This window comes from Streptomyces sp. MAR4 CNX-425 (assembly GCF_048656465.1).
Taxonomy (GTDB): Bacteria; Actinomycetota; Actinomycetes; order Streptomycetales; family Streptomycetaceae; genus Streptomyces.
Genome location: NZ_JBMDLF010000001.1, coordinates 1,088,226 through 1,103,790, shown reverse-complemented (window position 1 = coordinate 1,103,790; position 15,565 = coordinate 1,088,226). Strand labels below are relative to the sequence as shown.

Sequence of the window (15,565 nt, the reverse complement as noted above, 5' to 3'; positions counted from 1 at the left end):
CCCCAGGAGCTGAAGCACCCCCAGCCGCGTTCGGACCGCAGGAAGCGCATGGGCGGCCAGATCCAGCGCGAGATCATGCAGCTGATCCTCGACCGGGGGCTGCGCCCCGGCGAGGTGCTGCCCACCGAGACCGAGCTGATGGACGACCTGGGGGTGAGCCGCAACTCCGTGCGCGAGGCGCTCAAGGCGCTCCAGGCCCTCGACATCGTCGAGATCCGCCACGGGTACGGCACCTACGTCGGCGAGGCGTCGCTCACGCCGCTCGCCGACGGGCTGACGTTCCGCACCCTGGTGCAGCTCGGCGGCGACGACGCGCACGCCCTCACCGAGATCCTCCAGGTCCGCGAAATACTCGAAGAGGGCCTGGTCAGCCGGGTGGTGGAGAGCATCCCCGAGGACGATCTGGACGCGCTGGACGGCATCGTCGCGCGCATGGAGACCCGGGCCGGCCAGGGCGAGGTCTTCCCCGAGGAGGACCGCGAGTTCCACGAGGTGCTCTACCGCTCGATAGGCAACACCCTGGTCCCGCAGCTTCTCGGGGCGTTCTGGAACGTCTTTCACCGGGTGGCCGGCGCCCGCGGCTGGGCCAACGACCCGTCGCCGATGGGCACGGCCCGGCGCCACAAGGAGATCGTCGCGGCGCTGCGGGCGCGCGACCGCGAGCGCGTACGGGCCGCGATGACGACCCACTTCCGCGGCATCGAGGCGCGCGCCGGGAAGGCCATGCGCGGCGTCGGGTAGGCGGCACACACGTGTGCGGAAGGTGAACTCCCGGTAGCCGAAGCCGAACTCTTGACCGTACGAGGGGCCGCCTCTAAGTTACGCCGATGGACATCCCACGTCCTACGTAGGACATGGGCTATCCGATTGTCTGCGTAACCGGACGAATCCCTCGACGAAAGCGAGTCGCATCCATGCAGCCACGCCTCGCGCCACCCGCCCAGGACCGCTCCCGCCGAAGAAAACCCCGCCCCCGGCACGCCACCGTCCTCGCCGCCTGCGCCGCGGTCCTCGGCACCGGACTGACCGCACTCGCGCCGCACGCCGCGGCCGGAGAGACCCGGCAGGCCGCCGCGCCGGAGTTCAGCGAGGAGGTGCTCTTCCAGGGCGGCACCGGCGGCTACTCCTGCTACCGCATCCCCGCCGTCGTCGCAGCCGCCGACGGCACCCTCCTCGCCTTCGCCGAAGGCCGCGTCGACAGCTGCTCCGACAAGGGCGACATCGACATCGTGCTCCGCCGCTCCACCGACGGCGGCGCCACCTGGACCGCACCGCAGGTCGTCCTCTCCGGCGACGGCGACACCCGCGGCAACCCCGCGCCCGTCGTCGACCGGGAGTCCGGCCGCATCTCCCTGCTCAGCACCCACAACCCCGGCGCCGACGACACCACGCGCACCCCGTACCTGCAACACTCCACCGACCACGGCCGCACCTGGACCCCCGCCCGCGACATGGGCGCCGAGCTGTCCAAGCCCGAGTGGGACCGCTGGTACGCCACCGGCCCCGGCCACGGCCTCCAGCTCGACACCGGCGACCACGCCGGCCGCCTGCTCGTCGGCGGCAACCACCAGGGCCTCGACGGCCGCCAGGGCGCGCACCTCCTCTACAGCGACGACGGCGGCCTGAACTGGCAGCTGGGCGCCGACGACACCCGCGCCGTCCAGCCGCCCGACGTCAAGCCCCAGGAACTCAGCCTCTTCCAGCGCGAGGACGGCGCCGTCTACGCCGCCGCCCGCGACGAGCGCGGCACCGACCCCGGCAACCGCGCCGCCGCCGTCAGCAGCGACGGCGGCGTCACCTGGGACGCCCCCTTCGCCACGACGCCCAGCCTGGTCAGCCCCGTCGTGCAGGGCTCCACGCTGCGCCACGGCGACGAGGTCCTCGCCTCGCTGCCCGCCCACCCCGCCGACCGCAAGGTCATGTCCGTACGCGCCTCCCACGACGACGGACGCACCTGGGAGCCCTGGGACCAGGGCCGCGTCATCCACTGGGGACCCACCGCCTACTCCGACATGGTCGAGCTGGCCGAGGACCGCGTCGGCCTGCTCTACGAGGCCGGCACGGACAGCCCGTACGAGGCGATCCGCTGGGCCCGCTTCAACGACGCCTTCCTCGACCAGCCCAACGAGGACCCGCCGCAGCCTCCCGCCCCCGCCCCGGGAGCGACCACACCCGACGTCTCCGGCAACGACAACACCGCGTACGTGCGCGGCAGCTCCGTCCTGCGCGACGGCAGGTTCGGCCGGTCCCTCTTCCTCGACAACGCCGACGACCACGTCGACGCCCGCGTCGAGATCCCGTGGAACGACTCCCTCGACGTCGGCGACGGCGACTTCACCTGGACCGGCTGGTTCAAGTACGGCCGCACCAACGGCGCCCACGCGATCATGTGGGCCTACGGGGTCGGCGGCAACGCCCCCTCGATCTGGCTGCGCGCCGAACCCGAGCGGAACCGCGTCATCGCCCGCATGCAGATGGAGCAGGCCGCCGTGAGCGTCCAGACCGACAAGGCGTACAACGACAACTCCTTCCACTTCGTGACCCTGCAACGCGCCGACGGCAAGCTCACCCTGACCGTCGACGGCGACTCCTTCGCCGTCGCCGCCCCGCCCGGCTCGCCCACCGCGGGCAAGGAGTTCGGCATCGGCGGCATCGACATCGGCCAGCGCCTCGACGGCGCCAACCGCTTCCACGGCTACCTCGACGACATGCGCGTCTACAACCGCGCCCTCAGGCCCGGAGAGCTGACGGGCATACGCAACGGCAACGCCGACGTCCCGAAGGGCCAGCAGCTCCGGCTGCCGCTCGACACCGTCATCCCCCGGTAGCACCGCAGCGCCGCGGCCCCCGCCGGCATCCCGCCCCGTCGCACACCGGCGGGGCGGGAATCCGGCCGCGTAGGCAAGAATGGGGACCATGACCCTGTTCCGCGACGACGGCATCGTGCTGCGCACCCAGAAGCTGGGCGAGGCGGACCGGATCATCTCCCTGCTCACCCGCGGCCACGGCCGCGTCCGCGCGGTGGCGCGCGGCGTACGGCGCACCAAGTCGAAGTTCGGCGCCCGGCTGGAGCCCTTCTCCCACGTCGACGTGCAGCTCTTCGCCCGCGGCGGCGAGCTCGTCGGCCGCGGCCTGCCGATGTGCACCCAGACCGAGACCATCGCCCCCTACGGCGCCGCCGTCGTCGGCGACTACGCCCGCTACACCGCCGGCACCGCCATGCTGGAGACCGCCGAGCGCTTCGCCGACCAGGAGGGCGAGCCCGCGACCCAGCAGTACCTGCTGCTCGTCGGCGCCCTGCGCACCCTCGCCGGCGGCGCCCACGCCCCCGAGCTGGTCCTCGACGCCTATCTGCTGCGCTCGCTCGCCGTCAACGGCTACGCCCCCAGCTTCGGCGACTGCGCCCGCTGCGGCCTCGACGGGCCCAACCGGTTCTTCTCCGTCACGGCGGGGGGTGTGCTGTGCGGCGATTGCCGGGTCCCCGGTAGCGTCGTACCGTCGCCCGAGGTACTCGTGCTGCTCGGCGCGCTCCTGACCGGCGACTGGCAGACCGCCGACCGCTGTGGGGCACATCACGTCAGAGAGGGCAGCGGGCTCGTCGCGGCCTATCTGCACTGGCACCTGGAGCGCGGCCTGCGCTCGCTGCGCCACGTCGAGCGGTAGCCGGGGGTACCAGCCGCCGCGCGGCGGGGAGGAAGACGGCCACGTCGAGGAACGGGAGAGCACGGCACATGGCACGACGAGGGATTCGCGGCAGTTCCCTGACGCGGCGGAGCCGCGCGTACAAGGCACCCGAGCCGCACCCCTCCGGCGCCCGGGCACCGAAGCTGCCGGGCGAGCTGGTGCCCGGGCACGTCGCGATCGTCATGGACGGGAACGGCCGCTGGGCCAAGGAGCGCGGCCTGCCGCGCACCGAGGGCCACAAGGTCGGCGAGGCCGTCGTCCTCGACGTCGTCAAGGGCTGCATCGAGCTGGGCGTGCAGAACCTCTCGGTGTACGCCTTCTCCACCGAGAACTGGAAGCGCTCGCCGGACGAGGTGCGCTTCCTGATGAACTTCAACCGCGACGTCATCCACCGCCGCCGCGACGAACTCGACGCCATGGGCGTACGCATCCGCTGGGCCGGGCGCATGCCCAAGCTCTGGAAGAGCGTCGTCCAGGAGCTCCAGGTCGCCGAGGAGCAGACCCGCGGCAACGACGCCATGACCCTCTACATGTGCGTCAACTACGGCGGCCGGGCCGAGATCGCCGACGCCGCCGCCGCCATCGCGCGCGAGGTCGCCGCCGGCCGCCTGGACCCCAAGAAGGTCAGCGAGCGCACCTTCGCGAAATACCTCTACCACCCCGACATGCCGGACGTGGACCTGTTCATCCGGCCCTCCGGCGAGCGGCGCACCTCCAACTACCTGATCTGGCAGAGCGTCTACGCGGAGATGGTCTTCCAGGACATCCTGTGGCCCGACTTCGACCGCCGGGACCTGTGGCGAGCCTGCGTCGAGTACGCCTCCCGCGACCGGCGCTTCGGCGGCGCCATCCCCAACGAGGTCGGTGAGGAGGCGCAGGCCGGCACGCCCTGACGCCCCGGGCGTACGCGGGCGCGCGCCCGGGGGCGCGGGGTCAGTCCCGGGCCTCCGCGGCGCAGTCCGCGCACGTGCCGAAGACCTCCACCGTGTGCGCCACGTCCACGAAGCCGTGCTCCGCGGCGATCGACTCCGCCCAGCGCTCCACCGCCGGGCCGTCGACCTCCACCGCCTTGCCGCACACCCGGCACACCAGGTGGTGGTGGTGCTCGCCGGTGCTGCACCGGCGGTACACCGCCTCGCCCTCCGTGGTGCGCAGCACGTCGACGTCGCCCGCGTCCGCGAGGGACTGCAACGTGCGGTACACCGTGGTCAGCCCCACGGACTCGCCGCGGTGCCGCAGCATGTCGTGCAGCTCCTGGGCGCTGCGGAACTCGTCGACCTCCGCGAGCGCCGCGGCCACCGCCGCGCGCTGCCGCGTCGACCGGCCGCGTACCGGGGGCCCTGCGGTCGTCACCCTTGCCTCCTGCTGCTCGTTCGAAGCCCTGTCCGCTCCACGAGCCGCCATTGTGCCAGCAGCAACCGCATAACCGGGCACACGCGCCACGGCCGTCCTCACCGCGACCCGCCCCCCGCCGGCGCCCGCGCCGGCTCCGCCGCCGCCCCGCCGGGACCGCCGCCGGTCCTGCCGCCCGGCTTGCCGGCGGCCCCGGAGCGTAGCCGCGCCAACGGCACCGCCAGCGCCGTGACCAGCAGAAACAGCCCGAGCGCGAAGAGCACGATGGTCGCCCCCGGCGGCACGTCCACGTAGTACGAGAACACCGTGCCGGACAGCGTCGTCAGCACCCCCATCGCCACGGCCACCGCCAGCGTCGCCGCGAACGCGCGCGTCGCCTGCTGCGCCGCCGCCACCGGGATCACCATCAGCGCGCTGACCAGCAGCAGCCCCACCACGCGCATCGCCACGGTGACCGTCACCGCCGCCGTCACCGCCAGCAGCAGGTTCAGCGACCGCACCGGCAGCCCCGTGACCTTGGCGAACTCCTCGTCCTGGCAGATCGCGAAGAACTGCCGCCGCAGGCCCAGGGTCACCAGCAGCACGAACACCGACAGCCACACGATCGCCACCACGTCGGAGTCCGAGACCGTGGTCACCGAGCCGAAGAGGTAGGTGGTGAGGTTCGCCGTGGAGCCGTTCGGCGCCAGGTTGATCAGCAGGACGCCGCCGGCCATGCCGCCGTAGAAGAGCATCGCCAGCGCCAGGTCGCCGCGGGTTCGCCCGTACGAGCGGATCAGCTCCATCGCCACCGCGCCAACCGCCGCCACCAGCACCGCCGTCCACACCGGGCTGGTGTTCAGCAGGAAGCCCAGCGCGACGCCCGTCAGCGCCACGTGCCCGATGCCGTCGCCCATGATCGCCTGGCGGCGCTGCACCAGGTAGATGCCCACCGCGGGCGCGGCGATTCCCACCAGCAGCGCCGCCAGCAGCGCGCGCTGCATGAACGCGGGCTCCAGGAACTCCAGTGTCATGTCAGCAGCCCCGTCCGGTCCGCCTCGGCCGTCTCGCCCGCCTCGCCCGGGTGCGGGTGGCAGGCCAGGTCGTGCACCCGCGCCGCCGCGTCCGCCTCCCCGCGCCCGTACTCCCGCGCCACCAGGCCGTCGCTGAGCACGACCGTGCGGTCGATCAACGGTTGCAGCGGCCCCAGCTCGTGCAGCACCAGCAGCACCGACGTACCCTCCGCCACCTGCGCGCGCAGCGCCTCGGCCAGAATCCGCTGGCTCGGCAGGTCCACCCCGCCCAGCGGCTCGTCCATGATCAGCAGCTCCGGCTCCGCCGCCAGCGCCCGGGCGATCAGCACCCGCTGGTGCTGCCCGCCGGACAGCCGGTTCACCGACTCCTTCGCCCGGTCCGCCAGCCCCACGACCTCAAGGGCCCGCTCCACCGCCGTACGGTCCGCGCGCCGCAGCGGCCGCAGCCGCGAGCGCGACAGCCGCCCCGCCGCCACCACCTCGCGCACCGACGCGGGCACGCCGGACGCCGCCGTCGAGCGCTGCGGCACGTACCCGATCCGCCGCCACTGCCTAAAGCGCGCGATCGGCGTCCCGAACAGCTCCAGCCCGCCCGACGTCAGCGGCACCCGGCCCACCACGGCCCGTACCGTCGTCGACTTGCCCGAGCCGTTCGCGCCCAGCAGGGCCACCACCTCGCCGCGCCCGACCTTCAGGTCGATCCCGCCGAGGACGGTCCGGCCGCCGAGCGCGGCCGTCGCGTCGCACAGGCATATCACCGGCTCCCTCACGCCCGCTCCGTCCACCGTGACCCCTCTCATCGCGCGCCCCTGCTCATTCCACGCCCAGCGCCTTCTGCAGCGCCGCGAGGTTCGCCTCCATGATCTCGAAGTAGTCGTCACCCTTCGACTTGTCCGTCACGCCCTCGATCGGGTCGAGCACGTCGGTCTCCAGGCCGAGGTCACCCGCGAGCGTACGGGCCGTCTTGTCGCTGACGAGCGTCTCGAAGAACACCGTCGTCACGCCGTCGTCCTCGGCGATGTCCTGCAACTGCTGCATCCGGGCGGCGCTCGGCTCCGCCTCCGGGCTCAGCCCCTTGATCGACTCCTGGACGAGGCCGTAGCGGTCGGCGATGTAGCCGAAGGCGGCGTGGGTGGTGATGAAGGTGTCCGTACGGCGGTTCTCCAGGCCCGCGGCGAAGTCCTCGTCGAGCTTGTGGAGCCGGTCCGCCAGCTCGGCGGCGTTCTTCTTGTACGTGGCCGCGTGGTCCGGGTCGGCCTTCGCCATCGCCTTGCCGACCCCCTCGGCGACCTCCGCGTAGCGCACGGGGTCCAGCCAGATGTGCGGGTCGGCGCCGTCCTCGCCGCCGTGGTCGTGGCCCTCGTGGCCGCCCTCGGCCTCTTCCCCGGCGTGCTCTTCGGCGTGCTCGTCCGCGTGCTCGCCGCCCGCGTGCTCCCCGCCCTCGTCCTCGTGACCGTGACCGTGGTCGTGGCCGTCCTCCTCCGTGCCGTGCTTCTCCAGCGAGGTGAACTCCGACGCCTCCACGACGTGCTCCGCGCCCGACTGCTCGATGGCCTCGTCCACGGCCGGCTGCATGTCCTTCAGATAGACGATCAGCCCGGCGTCCGTCAGCTCGCCCGTCTGCCGCGGGCTCAGCTCCAGGTCGTGCGGCTCGGTTCCCGGCTTGGTCAGCGTGTCGACCTCGGCGTGCCGTCCGCCTATCTCCTCGGCGAGGAACTGCATCGGATAGAACGACGCGGTGACCCGCAGCCTGCCGTCGTCGGTCGTCGTGCCCGTGTCCCCGTCGGCGCACGCGGACAGGGCCAGCACGGCGGCCGCGGACAGCGCCGCCGCGGCGGGGGTGAGGCCGGATATGGACCGGCGGCTAGCTCTCATGACACTCATTTTCATCGAAGATGGAAACGATTGTCAAAAAAATCTGCGGCGGCCCCCGATTTGAAACGGAGGGTGCCGCCGCCGGTAACCTGGAGCACCGCTTCGTCGTCGTAATGAAGAGAGCACCGTGGCCGCCGACAAGATCGACACAATCGTCAGCCTGAGCAAGCGCCGTGGCTTCGTCTACCCGTGCAGCGAGATCTACGGCGGTCAGCGCGCCGCCTGGGACTACGGCCCTCTCGGCGTAGAGCTCAAGGAGAACATCAAGCGCCAGTGGTGGCGCAACATGGTCACCTCCCGCGACGACGTCGTCGGCCTCGACTCCTCCGTGATCCTCGCCCGCGAGGTCTGGGAGGCGTCCGGTCACGTCGCCACCTTCACCGACCCCCTCACCGAGTGCACCTCCTGCCACAAGCGCTTCCGCGCCGACCACCTGGAAGAGGCGTACGAGGCGAAGCACGGGCACCCGCCGGCGAACGGCCTCGCCGACCTCAACTGCCCCCACTGCGGCAACAAGGGCGGCTTCACCGAGCCCAAGCAGTTCTCCGGTCTGCTCTCCACCCACCTCGGCCCCACCCAGGACGCCGGCTCCGAGACCTTCCTGCGCCCGGAGACCGCCCAGGGCATCTTCACCAACTTCCTCCAGGTCCAGACCTCCTCCCGGAAGAAGCCCCCGTTCGGCATCGCCCAGACGGGCAAGTCCTTCCGCAACGAGATCACCCCGGGCAACTTCATCTTCCGCACCCGCGAGTTCGAGCAGATGGAGATGGAGTTCTTCGTCAAGCCCGGCGAGGACGAGACCTGGCACGAGTACTGGATGCAGCAGCGCTGGGCCTGGTACACCGGCCTCGGGATGCGGGAGGCGAACCTCCGCTGGTTCGAGCACCCCAAGGACAAGCTCTCCCACTACTCCAAGCGCACCGTCGACATCGAGTACCGCTTCGACTTCGCCGGCTCCCAGTGGGGCGAGCTGGAGGGCATCGCCAACCGCACCGACTTCGACCTCAAGGCCCACTCCGCCGCCTCCGGCCAGGACCTGTCGTTCTTCGACCAGGAGGCCGGCGAGCGCTGGACCCCGTACGTCATCGAGCCCGCCGCCGGCGTCGGCCGCACCATGCTCGCCTTCATGCTCGACGCCTACGTCGAGGACGAGGCCCCCAACGCCAAGGGCAAGATGGAGAAGCGCACCGTCATGCGCCTCGACCCGCGCCTCGCCCCCGTCAAGGCCGCGGTCCTCCCGCTCTCCCGCAACCCCGAACTGTCCCCCAAGGCCAAGGGGCTCGCCGCCGACCTCCGCGGGCACTGGAACATCGAGTTCGACGACGCCGGCGCCATCGGCCGCCGCTACCGCCGCCAGGACGAGATCGGCACGCCGTACTGCATCACCGTCGACTTCGACACCCTCGACGACAACGCCGTCACGGTGCGCGAGCGCGACACCATGAAGCAGGAGCGCGTCTCCCTCGACCAGGTCGAGAGCTACCTCGCGGGCCGCCTCCTCGGCTGCTGACCCCGCCCTCGTCCGTACGGCGAAGCCCCCGGCCGCAGTGGCCGGGGGCTTCGCCGTACGGGCCCGCTCAGGCGGCGAGGGCGGTGGGCCCCTTCGCCGCCCGCAGCGCCTCTTGCAACAGCGCGCGGTGCAGCGCCTGCTCGCGCCGGGTCGCCCTGCTGCTCCACGCGGTCAGCGCCCCCGCCGCCGTCGCCGCCAGCGCCCAGCCGAGCGCCGGCCGCAGCCACTCCGGCCGCCCGGCCGGCGGGGTTGCGGAGACGGGTGTGTCCGGCGGCGGTACCGCCGCGAGGTGCCGTACGGGCGGGTGCGGCCGGTCGGCGCGCTGCGAGTCCCGGCGGCGGGCCGCGTCCGCCAGGACCCAGAGCCGGTGCAGCTCGGACAGCTCGCGCTCGTCGGCGCGGCACAGCCGGCCGAGCCGCTCCACGACGGCGTAGTCCGCGGGTACGCCCCGTCCGGAGCAGTAACGGTGCAGCGCGGAGCGGCTGACGCCGACGCGCAGCGACAGCGCCTCGAAGGTGCGATCGCTGCGGACCTTCAACTCCAGCAGCCGGGCGGCGAACTCCTGCGCGCTCCTGCTGTGGCTATCTCTGAGTGCCATGCGGCACTTCCCTCCCCCTGGGTGTTCAGAGACCTGATGACGCGGACACTGTAGCGGGATGCATAGCGTGGGTCAGTGGTTTGAGGTGAATATGTAGGAGAATCACTCTAGTTACTTACTGGTGCCGGAATGTGATGCACGTGACATGTCGGCGGCGCGCGCCAGGGCCCGGTCCCGGGCCTCCCGGAACACGGCGAGCCGGCCGGTTTGCGCCCCGGGCAGCGCCGCCTCCCTCCGCCGCTGCGCCGCGGCCACCGCAGCCGTGAGGTCCGCGTCCGACTGGCAGCGGGCGTCGCGCTCGGCCAGCGCCAGCTCCGCGCGCCCGGCCGCGCGCAGGGCGGGAACGCCGCCGCGCGTGCGGTCGGCCCGGTCCAGCTTCCGCTGTATCACCCGTGGTCCGTCGTCGAGCGCGGCGAAGTCGTGGCCGTGCTCGCGCATGCAGTCCGACCACCGGGCCACCGACCTGCGGACGTCCCGGGCGGCGAGCGTGTCCCGGACGACCTCGTTGCGCAGGCTCTGCGCCCACAGGTAACGCTCCTCCCACCCCGGTCCGTAGACCTCCTTCCGGGCGGCGAAGACACAGGAGTCGGTCGGCACGATCACCTTGGGGCCGCCGGGGGCGCCGATCTCCCGGGCGGCGGGTCCCTCGGCGTCGCCCTTCAGCGCCCGCTCCCACTCCCGGCGTTCCGCGGCGGGCAGCCGGTCGAGCCGGGACGCGTTCGGGTCCGGGGGCGGGGGCCGCAGCCGGGCGCCGGTCATGCCGTAGCCGTCCTGGGCCGCTTCCCGTACGGACAGCAGACCGTACGGACTCTCCCCGGTCCCCCGCCTACCGGCCGGCGGGGGAACCGGCCGGTAGGCGAAGCCGCGGTCCCGCATGCAGGCCCGTACCCCCAGCTCTTCTGCGCGGTGCAGCAGCGCGGACTCGCCGGCCGTGAAGTCCGCCGCGCCGCCGAGGGGGAGCGGGACGGGACGGGGACCGGCGGCCTCGCCGCCGGATGCGGTGGAGCACCCGGCGGCGAGGAGCGCTGCGGCAACGAGCCACAGCAGTCGTCTCACGGGCTCACACGCACCAGTTGTTGGAGTCGATGTCGTGGTAGAAGTCCCGCCGGGTCGCGTAGAGGTCGTAGGTGGCGTAGCCGCGGGACAGCACGTAGCTGTCGCCGCTGCGGCTCAGGCCCTCGTACAGCCGGACGTTGCAGTTGTTGCCGTTGTTCCAGATCGACTCCACGTTGTCGAACTTGGTGTACTGGCGCAGGTTGCTGTTGTCCCCGAAGACTTCCCCCGGGTCGCCGCCGCCGTTCGGCTGCACGTAGGCGCACAGGGCGCCGCTGCGGCAGCCGCCCCAGGCCGCGCTGGCCGGCGTCGCGGTGGCGGCCACGCCGATCCCCGCAAGGACGGCCGCGGTCGCGGCGGCAGCGATCTTCGCTCGGGTCATCTGCTCCTCCATCGTCGGTGGCGACGGGCCCGTCGCCGCATCGAGTTGTCCCAGCAGGCGGCGGCGCCGGGCAATGCCGTGCGACAGGGGCGGGACAGGGGGACGCGCCGGGCCGGGTCACCTGCGCGGGCATGAGCTCCAGGGGACGGGGGATGAGAAGGGATTGACATCGCGACCGGATGATGTCTTGCTACGGGGCCGGGGCGGGCGCGTCGTAGGGGCCGACCACGGGAGGCGTGATGCACGCGATGGCGAACAGCCGGGTCACCGGCATCGACCCGGCGGGGGCGGAGCACACCGTACGGGTCACGGGGGCGGGGGCCCGGCGGCGGCTGGAGTGCGGCAGCTGCGAGTGGAGCAGGTCGGCGCAGTTCCTGCCGTGGCTGAAGGCGGAGGAGCACCTGGCGCAGGAGCACCGGGCGGCGGTCGCCGCGGACCGGCAGGGCGGGCAGGGCGCCGCGGGCCCGGCGGGCGGCGCCGAGGCGTAGCGCGGCCAGGCGGTGCGGGTACGGGCGCGGCTGCCGGTGCCGGTGCCGGTGCCGGTGCCGGTGCCGGTGCCGGTGCCGGTGCCGGTGCGGGTGCGCGTGCCGGTGCGGGCGGCGGTGCCGTGGGCAGATCCGGTGGGCCGAAGCGGAACAGCGGCCTCGCCGCGGGCGTTCTCCTCTCTGGACCGTATCCACGAGATCCGCGGCGAGGAGAGCACATGGGCGGAATGCGACCGGCGTCCTTCGGAGCCGAGCCCACGGGCGACCGAATGGAGCGCATCCTGCGCTCGCCGAACTACGACCCCGAGGCCGGCGCCTTCCGCAACCCCGTCCCCGCAGGCATCACCCCGCAGCCCGGTGGCGGCACCCGCGGCGAGATGATCCGCGCCCTGCTGCGCCGCGACGGCCGCAAGCCCGCCGGCCCCGTCCCCGTCCAGCGCCCCGACCTGTCCGAACCGCCCGCCGGCGGGCTGCGCCTGACCTGGCTCGGCCACGCCACCGTCCTCGCCGAGATCGACGGCCGCCGGGTCCTCTTCGACCCGGTCTTCGGCGAGCGCTGCTCGCCCTTCTCCTTCGCGGGCCCGCGCCGCTTCCACCGCGTACCGCTGCCGCTCGCCGAGCTCGGCCCGCTCGACGCGGTCGTGATCTCCCACGACCACTACGACCACCTCGACATGTCGACGGTCCGCGAGCTGCGCAAGGCGGTCGCGGGCGACGCCGTCTTCGCCGTGCCCCTCGGCGTCGGCGCCCACCTGGAGCGCTGGGGCGTACCGCAGGACCGCATCGAGGAACTCGACTGGCACGAGTCCGCGGAGGTCGCGGGCCTGACCCTGACGGCGACCCCCGCGCGGCACTTCTGCGGCCGCGGCATCCGCAACAAGCAGCGCACGCTGTGGGCCTCCTGGTCCGTCCGCGGCCCGGAGCACCGGGTGTTCCACAGCGGCGACACCGGGTACTTCCCCGGCTTCGCCGACATCGGCGCCGACCACGGGCCGTTCGACGCGGCGATGGTGCAGATCGGCGCGTACAGCGAGTTCTGGCCGGACATCCACATGACGCCGGAGGAGGGCGTACAGGCCCACCTCGACCTGCGCGGCGGGGTGCTGCTGCCTATCCACTGGGGCACGTTCAACCTCGCCCCGCACCGCTGGGAGGAGCCGGCGGAACGCACCGCCGCGGCGGCGGGCCCGGCGGGCGTCCGCACGGCGATCCCGCGCCCGGGCGAGCCGTTCGAGCCGTCGGCGGAGACGCTGCCGACGACGCCGTGGTGGCAGGAGATCGCCGCGCCGGAGCGCCGCGCCCAGCCGGGCGGCGGCAGGCAGGCGCCGGCGAAGCCGAGCCCGGCGGAGCGGTAGCCCGGCGGGCGCGGCCGCGGGCCGGGGCGGGATCCGGGCCGAGGCCGAGCGGGTCGATGGTCCGGGGCGTGATCGCGGTGATCGTCGTGGCGTACGCGCTGGTGAACTCCGGCATCGGTCCGGTGCTGGCGCTCGGCACCGAGCTGGTCGTCGGCTCGGCGCCGCGGGAGAAGGCGGGAGCTGCGTCGGCGATCAGCGAGACGAGTTCGGAGCTGGGCGTGGCGCTCGGCGTCGCGCTGCGGCCCGGGCCGTACGAGCCCCGGGCCGGGCGCGGCCGGGGCCGGGCGGCGCCTCGGGCGCGTACGGGGCCGCGGGCGTGCGCGGGGGCGCTCCGCGCGGCGCGCTCCCGCCGTGCGCTCCGCGCCCCGGGCGGCACGCCCACCCCGCCTGTCACCGGGGCCCGTTAGGCTGCCCCCAGGCACGGACGCAGCGCGCGCGTCGGACACGGGGCGTGCTTGGAACGGCAGAGGGCAGCGGTGGGGGAGAGCGAAGCGGGGGGCGGCCGGCGGCTTGCCGGGCGGTATCGCGTGGTGGGGCGGCTCGGACAGGGCGGCATGGGCACGGTGTGGCGTGCCGTGGACGAGGTGCTGGGCCGCGAGGTCGCGGTGAAGGAGCTGCGGGCGTTCGCGGAGGGCTCCGCGCACGACGCGGCGGAGCTGCGCTTAAGGATGCAGCGGGAGGCGCGGGCCGCGGCCCGCGTCGACCACCCGGGCGTGGTCGCCGTCCACGACGTCACGGAGCACGAGGGCCTGCCCCTGATCGTCATGGAGCTGGTCGACGGGCCGTCGCTCGACGACGTCGTACGGGAACGGGGCGTGCTGGAGCCCGCCGAGGCCGCCGGCATCGGCGCGAAGGTCGTCGACGCGCTGGCCGCCGCGCACCGGGCGGGGGTCCTCCACCGCGACGTCAAACCCGCCAACATCCTGCTCGCCCGCAGCGGCCGCGTCGTCCTCACCGACTTCGGCATCGCCGCGATGGACGACCCGGGCGACGACGGCACGACACGGCTGACCGCCCCCGGCGAGATGGTCGGCTCCATCGACTACCTGTCGCCCGAGCGCGCCCGCGGCGACCTGCCGGGCCCGCCGTCGGACGTGTGGTCGCTGGGCGCCACGCTGTACGCGGCGGTGGAGGGCATCTCGCCGTTCCGCCGGTCGTCGACGTGGTCGACGATCAGCGCGATCGTCGTGGACCCGCTGCCGGAGCCGCGGCGCGCGGGCGCGCTGACGGGTGCGCTGCGGGAGTTGATGGACAAGGACCCGGAGCGGCGCGCGGACGCGCTGCGCGCGGGGCGGCTGCTGGCGGCGGTGGCGGCGGGAGAGCCGCTGCCGGACGCGGCGGAGACGATGCGGCTGGGCGGCCCGGTCCCGGGCGCGGTGTCCGGTGCGGTGGCGGGCGGGTTCGGTCCGGCGCCGGAGTCGCACACGCCGTCGATGCCGCCGGAGGCGCTGCACGCCGCGTCGGCGGGTTACGCGGCGGAGCCGGGACCGGGGACGCCGGGTGCGCCGGAGACGCCGGGTGCGTACGGACAGCCGCCGCCCGGCCCGTACGGCCAGGCCACGCCGCAGGGGCAGTTCACCCCGTACGGCCAGAGCCCGCCGGACACCGCGGACACCCCCGCCACCCCCGCCGCGCGCCGCGCGTCGCGCCGCCGCCGCCCGCTGCTGCTGGCGGGCGCCGTCGCCGCGGTGGCGGCCGTGGCGGCCCTGGCGTTCGCCGTACCGGGGTGGCTGGGCTCCGACGACGGCGAGGCTGACGCGCGCGGGGCGGACCGGAGTTCGAGCGCCCCGGCCGCGGCGGGCGACCAGCCCGGAAAGGTGAAGCCGTCGAAGAAGAAGGACAAGGACGAGGACGAGGAGTCCACCACCCCGTCCCCGAGCCCGTCCGCCGCGGGCACCTCGCAGCCGACGGAGCCCCCCGACAAGACCGCCGACCCCACCCCGGACCCCACCCGCCCCGACCCCACCTCGGCGAAGCCGACCACCCGCCCCACGAAGTCCGCACCTCCCGCGGACCCGTGGGACTCCTGCAACTACTACTCGGGCACGGCCCTCACCCAGAACGGCGACACCGGCGAGCGCGTGGTGCAGGTGCAGTGCATCCTCCGCGCCCGCGGCTACGACCTCGGCGCGGGCGGCGTCGACGGCATGTTCGGCCCGAGCACCGAGGCGGCGGTCAAGCAGTTCCAGAGCGCGAAGGGCCTGGCGGTGGACGGCCAGGTGGGGCCCAACACGTGGGGTGCGCTGCGGAGCTGAGC

Annotated in this window: 16 protein-coding genes; 9 read left to right on the top strand and 7 right to left on the bottom strand. The window is 73.7% G+C overall.

The window, feature by feature from the left end:
- Positions 1 to 48: 48 nt before the first annotated feature.
- The 4 genes from ACHZ99_RS04810 (at position 49) to ACHZ99_RS04795 (ending at position 4,577) form a co-directional block, all read left to right on the top strand.
- Positions 49 to 741 (top strand): FadR/GntR family transcriptional regulator, encoded by a 693-nt coding sequence (locus ACHZ99_RS04810; protein WP_420303203.1) that lies wholly within the window; start codon positions 49 to 51, stop codon positions 739 to 741.
- Positions 742 to 914: 173 nt separating this feature from the next.
- Positions 915 to 2,828 carry an exo-alpha-sialidase gene (locus ACHZ99_RS04805; protein WP_420303045.1) on the top strand — a complete coding sequence of 638 codons (1,914 nt, stop codon included), beginning with the start codon at positions 915 to 917 and terminating at the stop codon, positions 2,826 to 2,828.
- 88 nt (positions 2,829 to 2,916) lie between these two features.
- On the top strand, positions 2,917 to 3,663 hold the full coding sequence (gene recO, locus ACHZ99_RS04800; protein ID WP_420303044.1) for a DNA repair protein RecO: 747 nt from the start codon (positions 2,917 to 2,919) through the stop codon (positions 3,661 to 3,663).
- A 68-nt stretch (positions 3,664 to 3,731) separates the two neighbouring features.
- Positions 3,732 to 4,577: an isoprenyl transferase gene (locus tag ACHZ99_RS04795; RefSeq protein WP_420303043.1), complete on the top strand. Its 846-nt coding sequence runs from the start codon at positions 3,732 to 3,734 to the stop codon at positions 4,575 to 4,577.
- Between the two features lie 40 nt (positions 4,578 to 4,617).
- Here the strand turns inward: ACHZ99_RS04795 and ACHZ99_RS04790 are convergent, their stop codons facing one another.
- The 4 genes from ACHZ99_RS04790 to ACHZ99_RS04775 all read right to left on the bottom strand — a co-directional run bounded on the left by ACHZ99_RS04790 (position 4,618) and on the right by ACHZ99_RS04775 (position 7,925).
- Positions 4,618 to 5,037, bottom strand: a complete 420-nt coding sequence (locus ACHZ99_RS04790) for a Fur family transcriptional regulator (protein WP_420303042.1) — start codon at positions 5,035 to 5,037, stop codon at positions 4,618 to 4,620.
- Between the two features lie 98 nt (positions 5,038 to 5,135).
- Positions 5,136 to 6,050, bottom strand: coding sequence for a metal ABC transporter permease (locus ACHZ99_RS04785; protein ID WP_420303041.1), 915 nt, complete (start codon positions 6,048 to 6,050; stop codon positions 5,136 to 5,138).
- Complete coding sequence (locus tag ACHZ99_RS04780) at positions 6,047 to 6,850, bottom strand: metal ABC transporter ATP-binding protein (protein ID WP_420303040.1); 804 nt, start codon at positions 6,848 to 6,850, stop codon at positions 6,047 to 6,049. Before ACHZ99_RS04780 ends, ACHZ99_RS04785 begins: the two co-directional genes overlap by 4 nt.
- Before the next feature lie 13 nt (positions 6,851 to 6,863).
- Positions 6,864 to 7,925 carry a metal ABC transporter solute-binding protein, Zn/Mn family gene (locus ACHZ99_RS04775; protein ID WP_420303039.1) on the bottom strand — a complete coding sequence of 354 codons (1,062 nt, stop codon included), beginning with the start codon at positions 7,923 to 7,925 and terminating at the stop codon, positions 6,864 to 6,866.
- A gap of 127 nt (positions 7,926 to 8,052) precedes the next feature.
- Between ACHZ99_RS04775 and ACHZ99_RS04770 the strand changes: the two genes are divergently transcribed.
- Positions 8,053 to 9,435, top strand: a complete 1,383-nt coding sequence (locus ACHZ99_RS04770; protein ID WP_420303038.1) for a glycine--tRNA ligase — start codon at positions 8,053 to 8,055, stop codon at positions 9,433 to 9,435.
- 67 nt (positions 9,436 to 9,502) lie between these two features.
- On the opposite strand, the gene ACHZ99_RS04765 is transcribed toward ACHZ99_RS04770, so the two are convergent.
- The 3 genes from ACHZ99_RS04765 to ACHZ99_RS04755 all read right to left on the bottom strand — a co-directional run bounded on the left by ACHZ99_RS04765 (position 9,503) and on the right by ACHZ99_RS04755 (position 11,468).
- A complete protein-coding gene (locus ACHZ99_RS04765; protein ID WP_420303037.1) occupies positions 9,503 to 10,033 on the bottom strand; it encodes a helix-turn-helix domain-containing protein in 531 nt (176 codons plus the stop codon).
- Positions 10,034 to 10,144: 111 nt separating this feature from the next.
- On the bottom strand, positions 10,145 to 11,089 hold the full coding sequence (locus ACHZ99_RS04760; RefSeq protein ID WP_420303036.1) for a hypothetical protein: 945 nt from the start codon (positions 11,087 to 11,089) through the stop codon (positions 10,145 to 10,147).
- 4 nt (positions 11,090 to 11,093) lie between these two features.
- Positions 11,094 to 11,468 carry a peptidase inhibitor family I36 protein gene (locus tag ACHZ99_RS04755; protein WP_420303035.1) on the bottom strand — a complete coding sequence of 125 codons (375 nt, stop codon included), beginning with the start codon at positions 11,466 to 11,468 and terminating at the stop codon, positions 11,094 to 11,096.
- Between the two features lie 239 nt (positions 11,469 to 11,707).
- Here ACHZ99_RS04755 and ACHZ99_RS04750 point away from each other — a divergent pair, with 239 nt between their 5' ends.
- The 4 genes from ACHZ99_RS04750 (at position 11,708) to ACHZ99_RS04735 (ending at position 15,563) form a co-directional block, all read left to right on the top strand.
- Positions 11,708 to 11,956: a hypothetical protein gene (locus ACHZ99_RS04750; RefSeq protein WP_420303034.1), complete on the top strand. Its 249-nt coding sequence runs from the start codon at positions 11,708 to 11,710 to the stop codon at positions 11,954 to 11,956.
- A 215-nt stretch (positions 11,957 to 12,171) separates the two neighbouring features.
- Positions 12,172 to 13,308, top strand: coding sequence for an MBL fold metallo-hydrolase (locus ACHZ99_RS04745; protein WP_420303033.1), 1,137 nt, complete (start codon positions 12,172 to 12,174; stop codon positions 13,306 to 13,308).
- Between the two features lie 68 nt (positions 13,309 to 13,376).
- Positions 13,377 to 13,715, top strand: coding sequence for a hypothetical protein (locus tag ACHZ99_RS04740; RefSeq protein WP_420303032.1), 339 nt, complete (start codon positions 13,377 to 13,379; stop codon positions 13,713 to 13,715).
- Positions 13,716 to 13,838: 123 nt separating this feature from the next.
- Complete coding sequence (locus ACHZ99_RS04735; protein ID WP_420303031.1) at positions 13,839 to 15,563, top strand: protein kinase domain-containing protein; 1,725 nt, start codon at positions 13,839 to 13,841, stop codon at positions 15,561 to 15,563.
- Positions 15,564 to 15,565 lie beyond the last annotated feature (2 nt).

Excerpts from the sequence above, each read along its gene's own strand:
- ACHZ99_RS04755 (WP_420303035.1), bottom strand. The coding sequence starts at position 11,468 with ATGACCCGAGCGAAGATCGCTGCCGCCGCGACCGCGGCCGTCCTTGCG.
- ACHZ99_RS04775 (WP_420303039.1), bottom strand. The coding sequence starts at position 7,925 with ATGAGAGCTAGCCGCCGGTCCATATCCGGCCTCACCCCCGCCGCGGCG.
- ACHZ99_RS04780 (WP_420303040.1), bottom strand. The coding sequence starts at position 6,850 with ATGAGAGGGGTCACGGTGGACGGAGCGGGCGTGAGGGAGCCGGTGATA.
- ACHZ99_RS04765 (WP_420303037.1), bottom strand. The coding sequence starts at position 10,033 with ATGGCACTCAGAGATAGCCACAGCAGGAGCGCGCAGGAGTTCGCCGCC.
- ACHZ99_RS04750 (WP_420303034.1), top strand. The coding sequence starts at position 11,708 with ATGCACGCGATGGCGAACAGCCGGGTCACCGGCATCGACCCGGCGGGG.
- ACHZ99_RS04785 (WP_420303041.1), bottom strand. The coding sequence starts at position 6,050 with ATGACACTGGAGTTCCTGGAGCCCGCGTTCATGCAGCGCGCGCTGCTG.
- recO (WP_420303044.1), top strand. The coding sequence starts at position 2,917 with ATGACCCTGTTCCGCGACGACGGCATCGTGCTGCGCACCCAGAAGCTG.
- ACHZ99_RS04745 (WP_420303033.1), top strand. The coding sequence starts at position 12,172 with ATGGGCGGAATGCGACCGGCGTCCTTCGGAGCCGAGCCCACGGGCGAC.
- ACHZ99_RS04805 (WP_420303045.1), top strand. The coding sequence starts at position 915 with ATGCAGCCACGCCTCGCGCCACCCGCCCAGGACCGCTCCCGCCGAAGA.
- ACHZ99_RS04795 (WP_420303043.1), top strand. The coding sequence starts at position 3,732 with ATGGCACGACGAGGGATTCGCGGCAGTTCCCTGACGCGGCGGAGCCGC.
- ACHZ99_RS04810 (WP_420303203.1), top strand. The coding sequence starts at position 49 with ATGGGCGGCCAGATCCAGCGCGAGATCATGCAGCTGATCCTCGACCGG.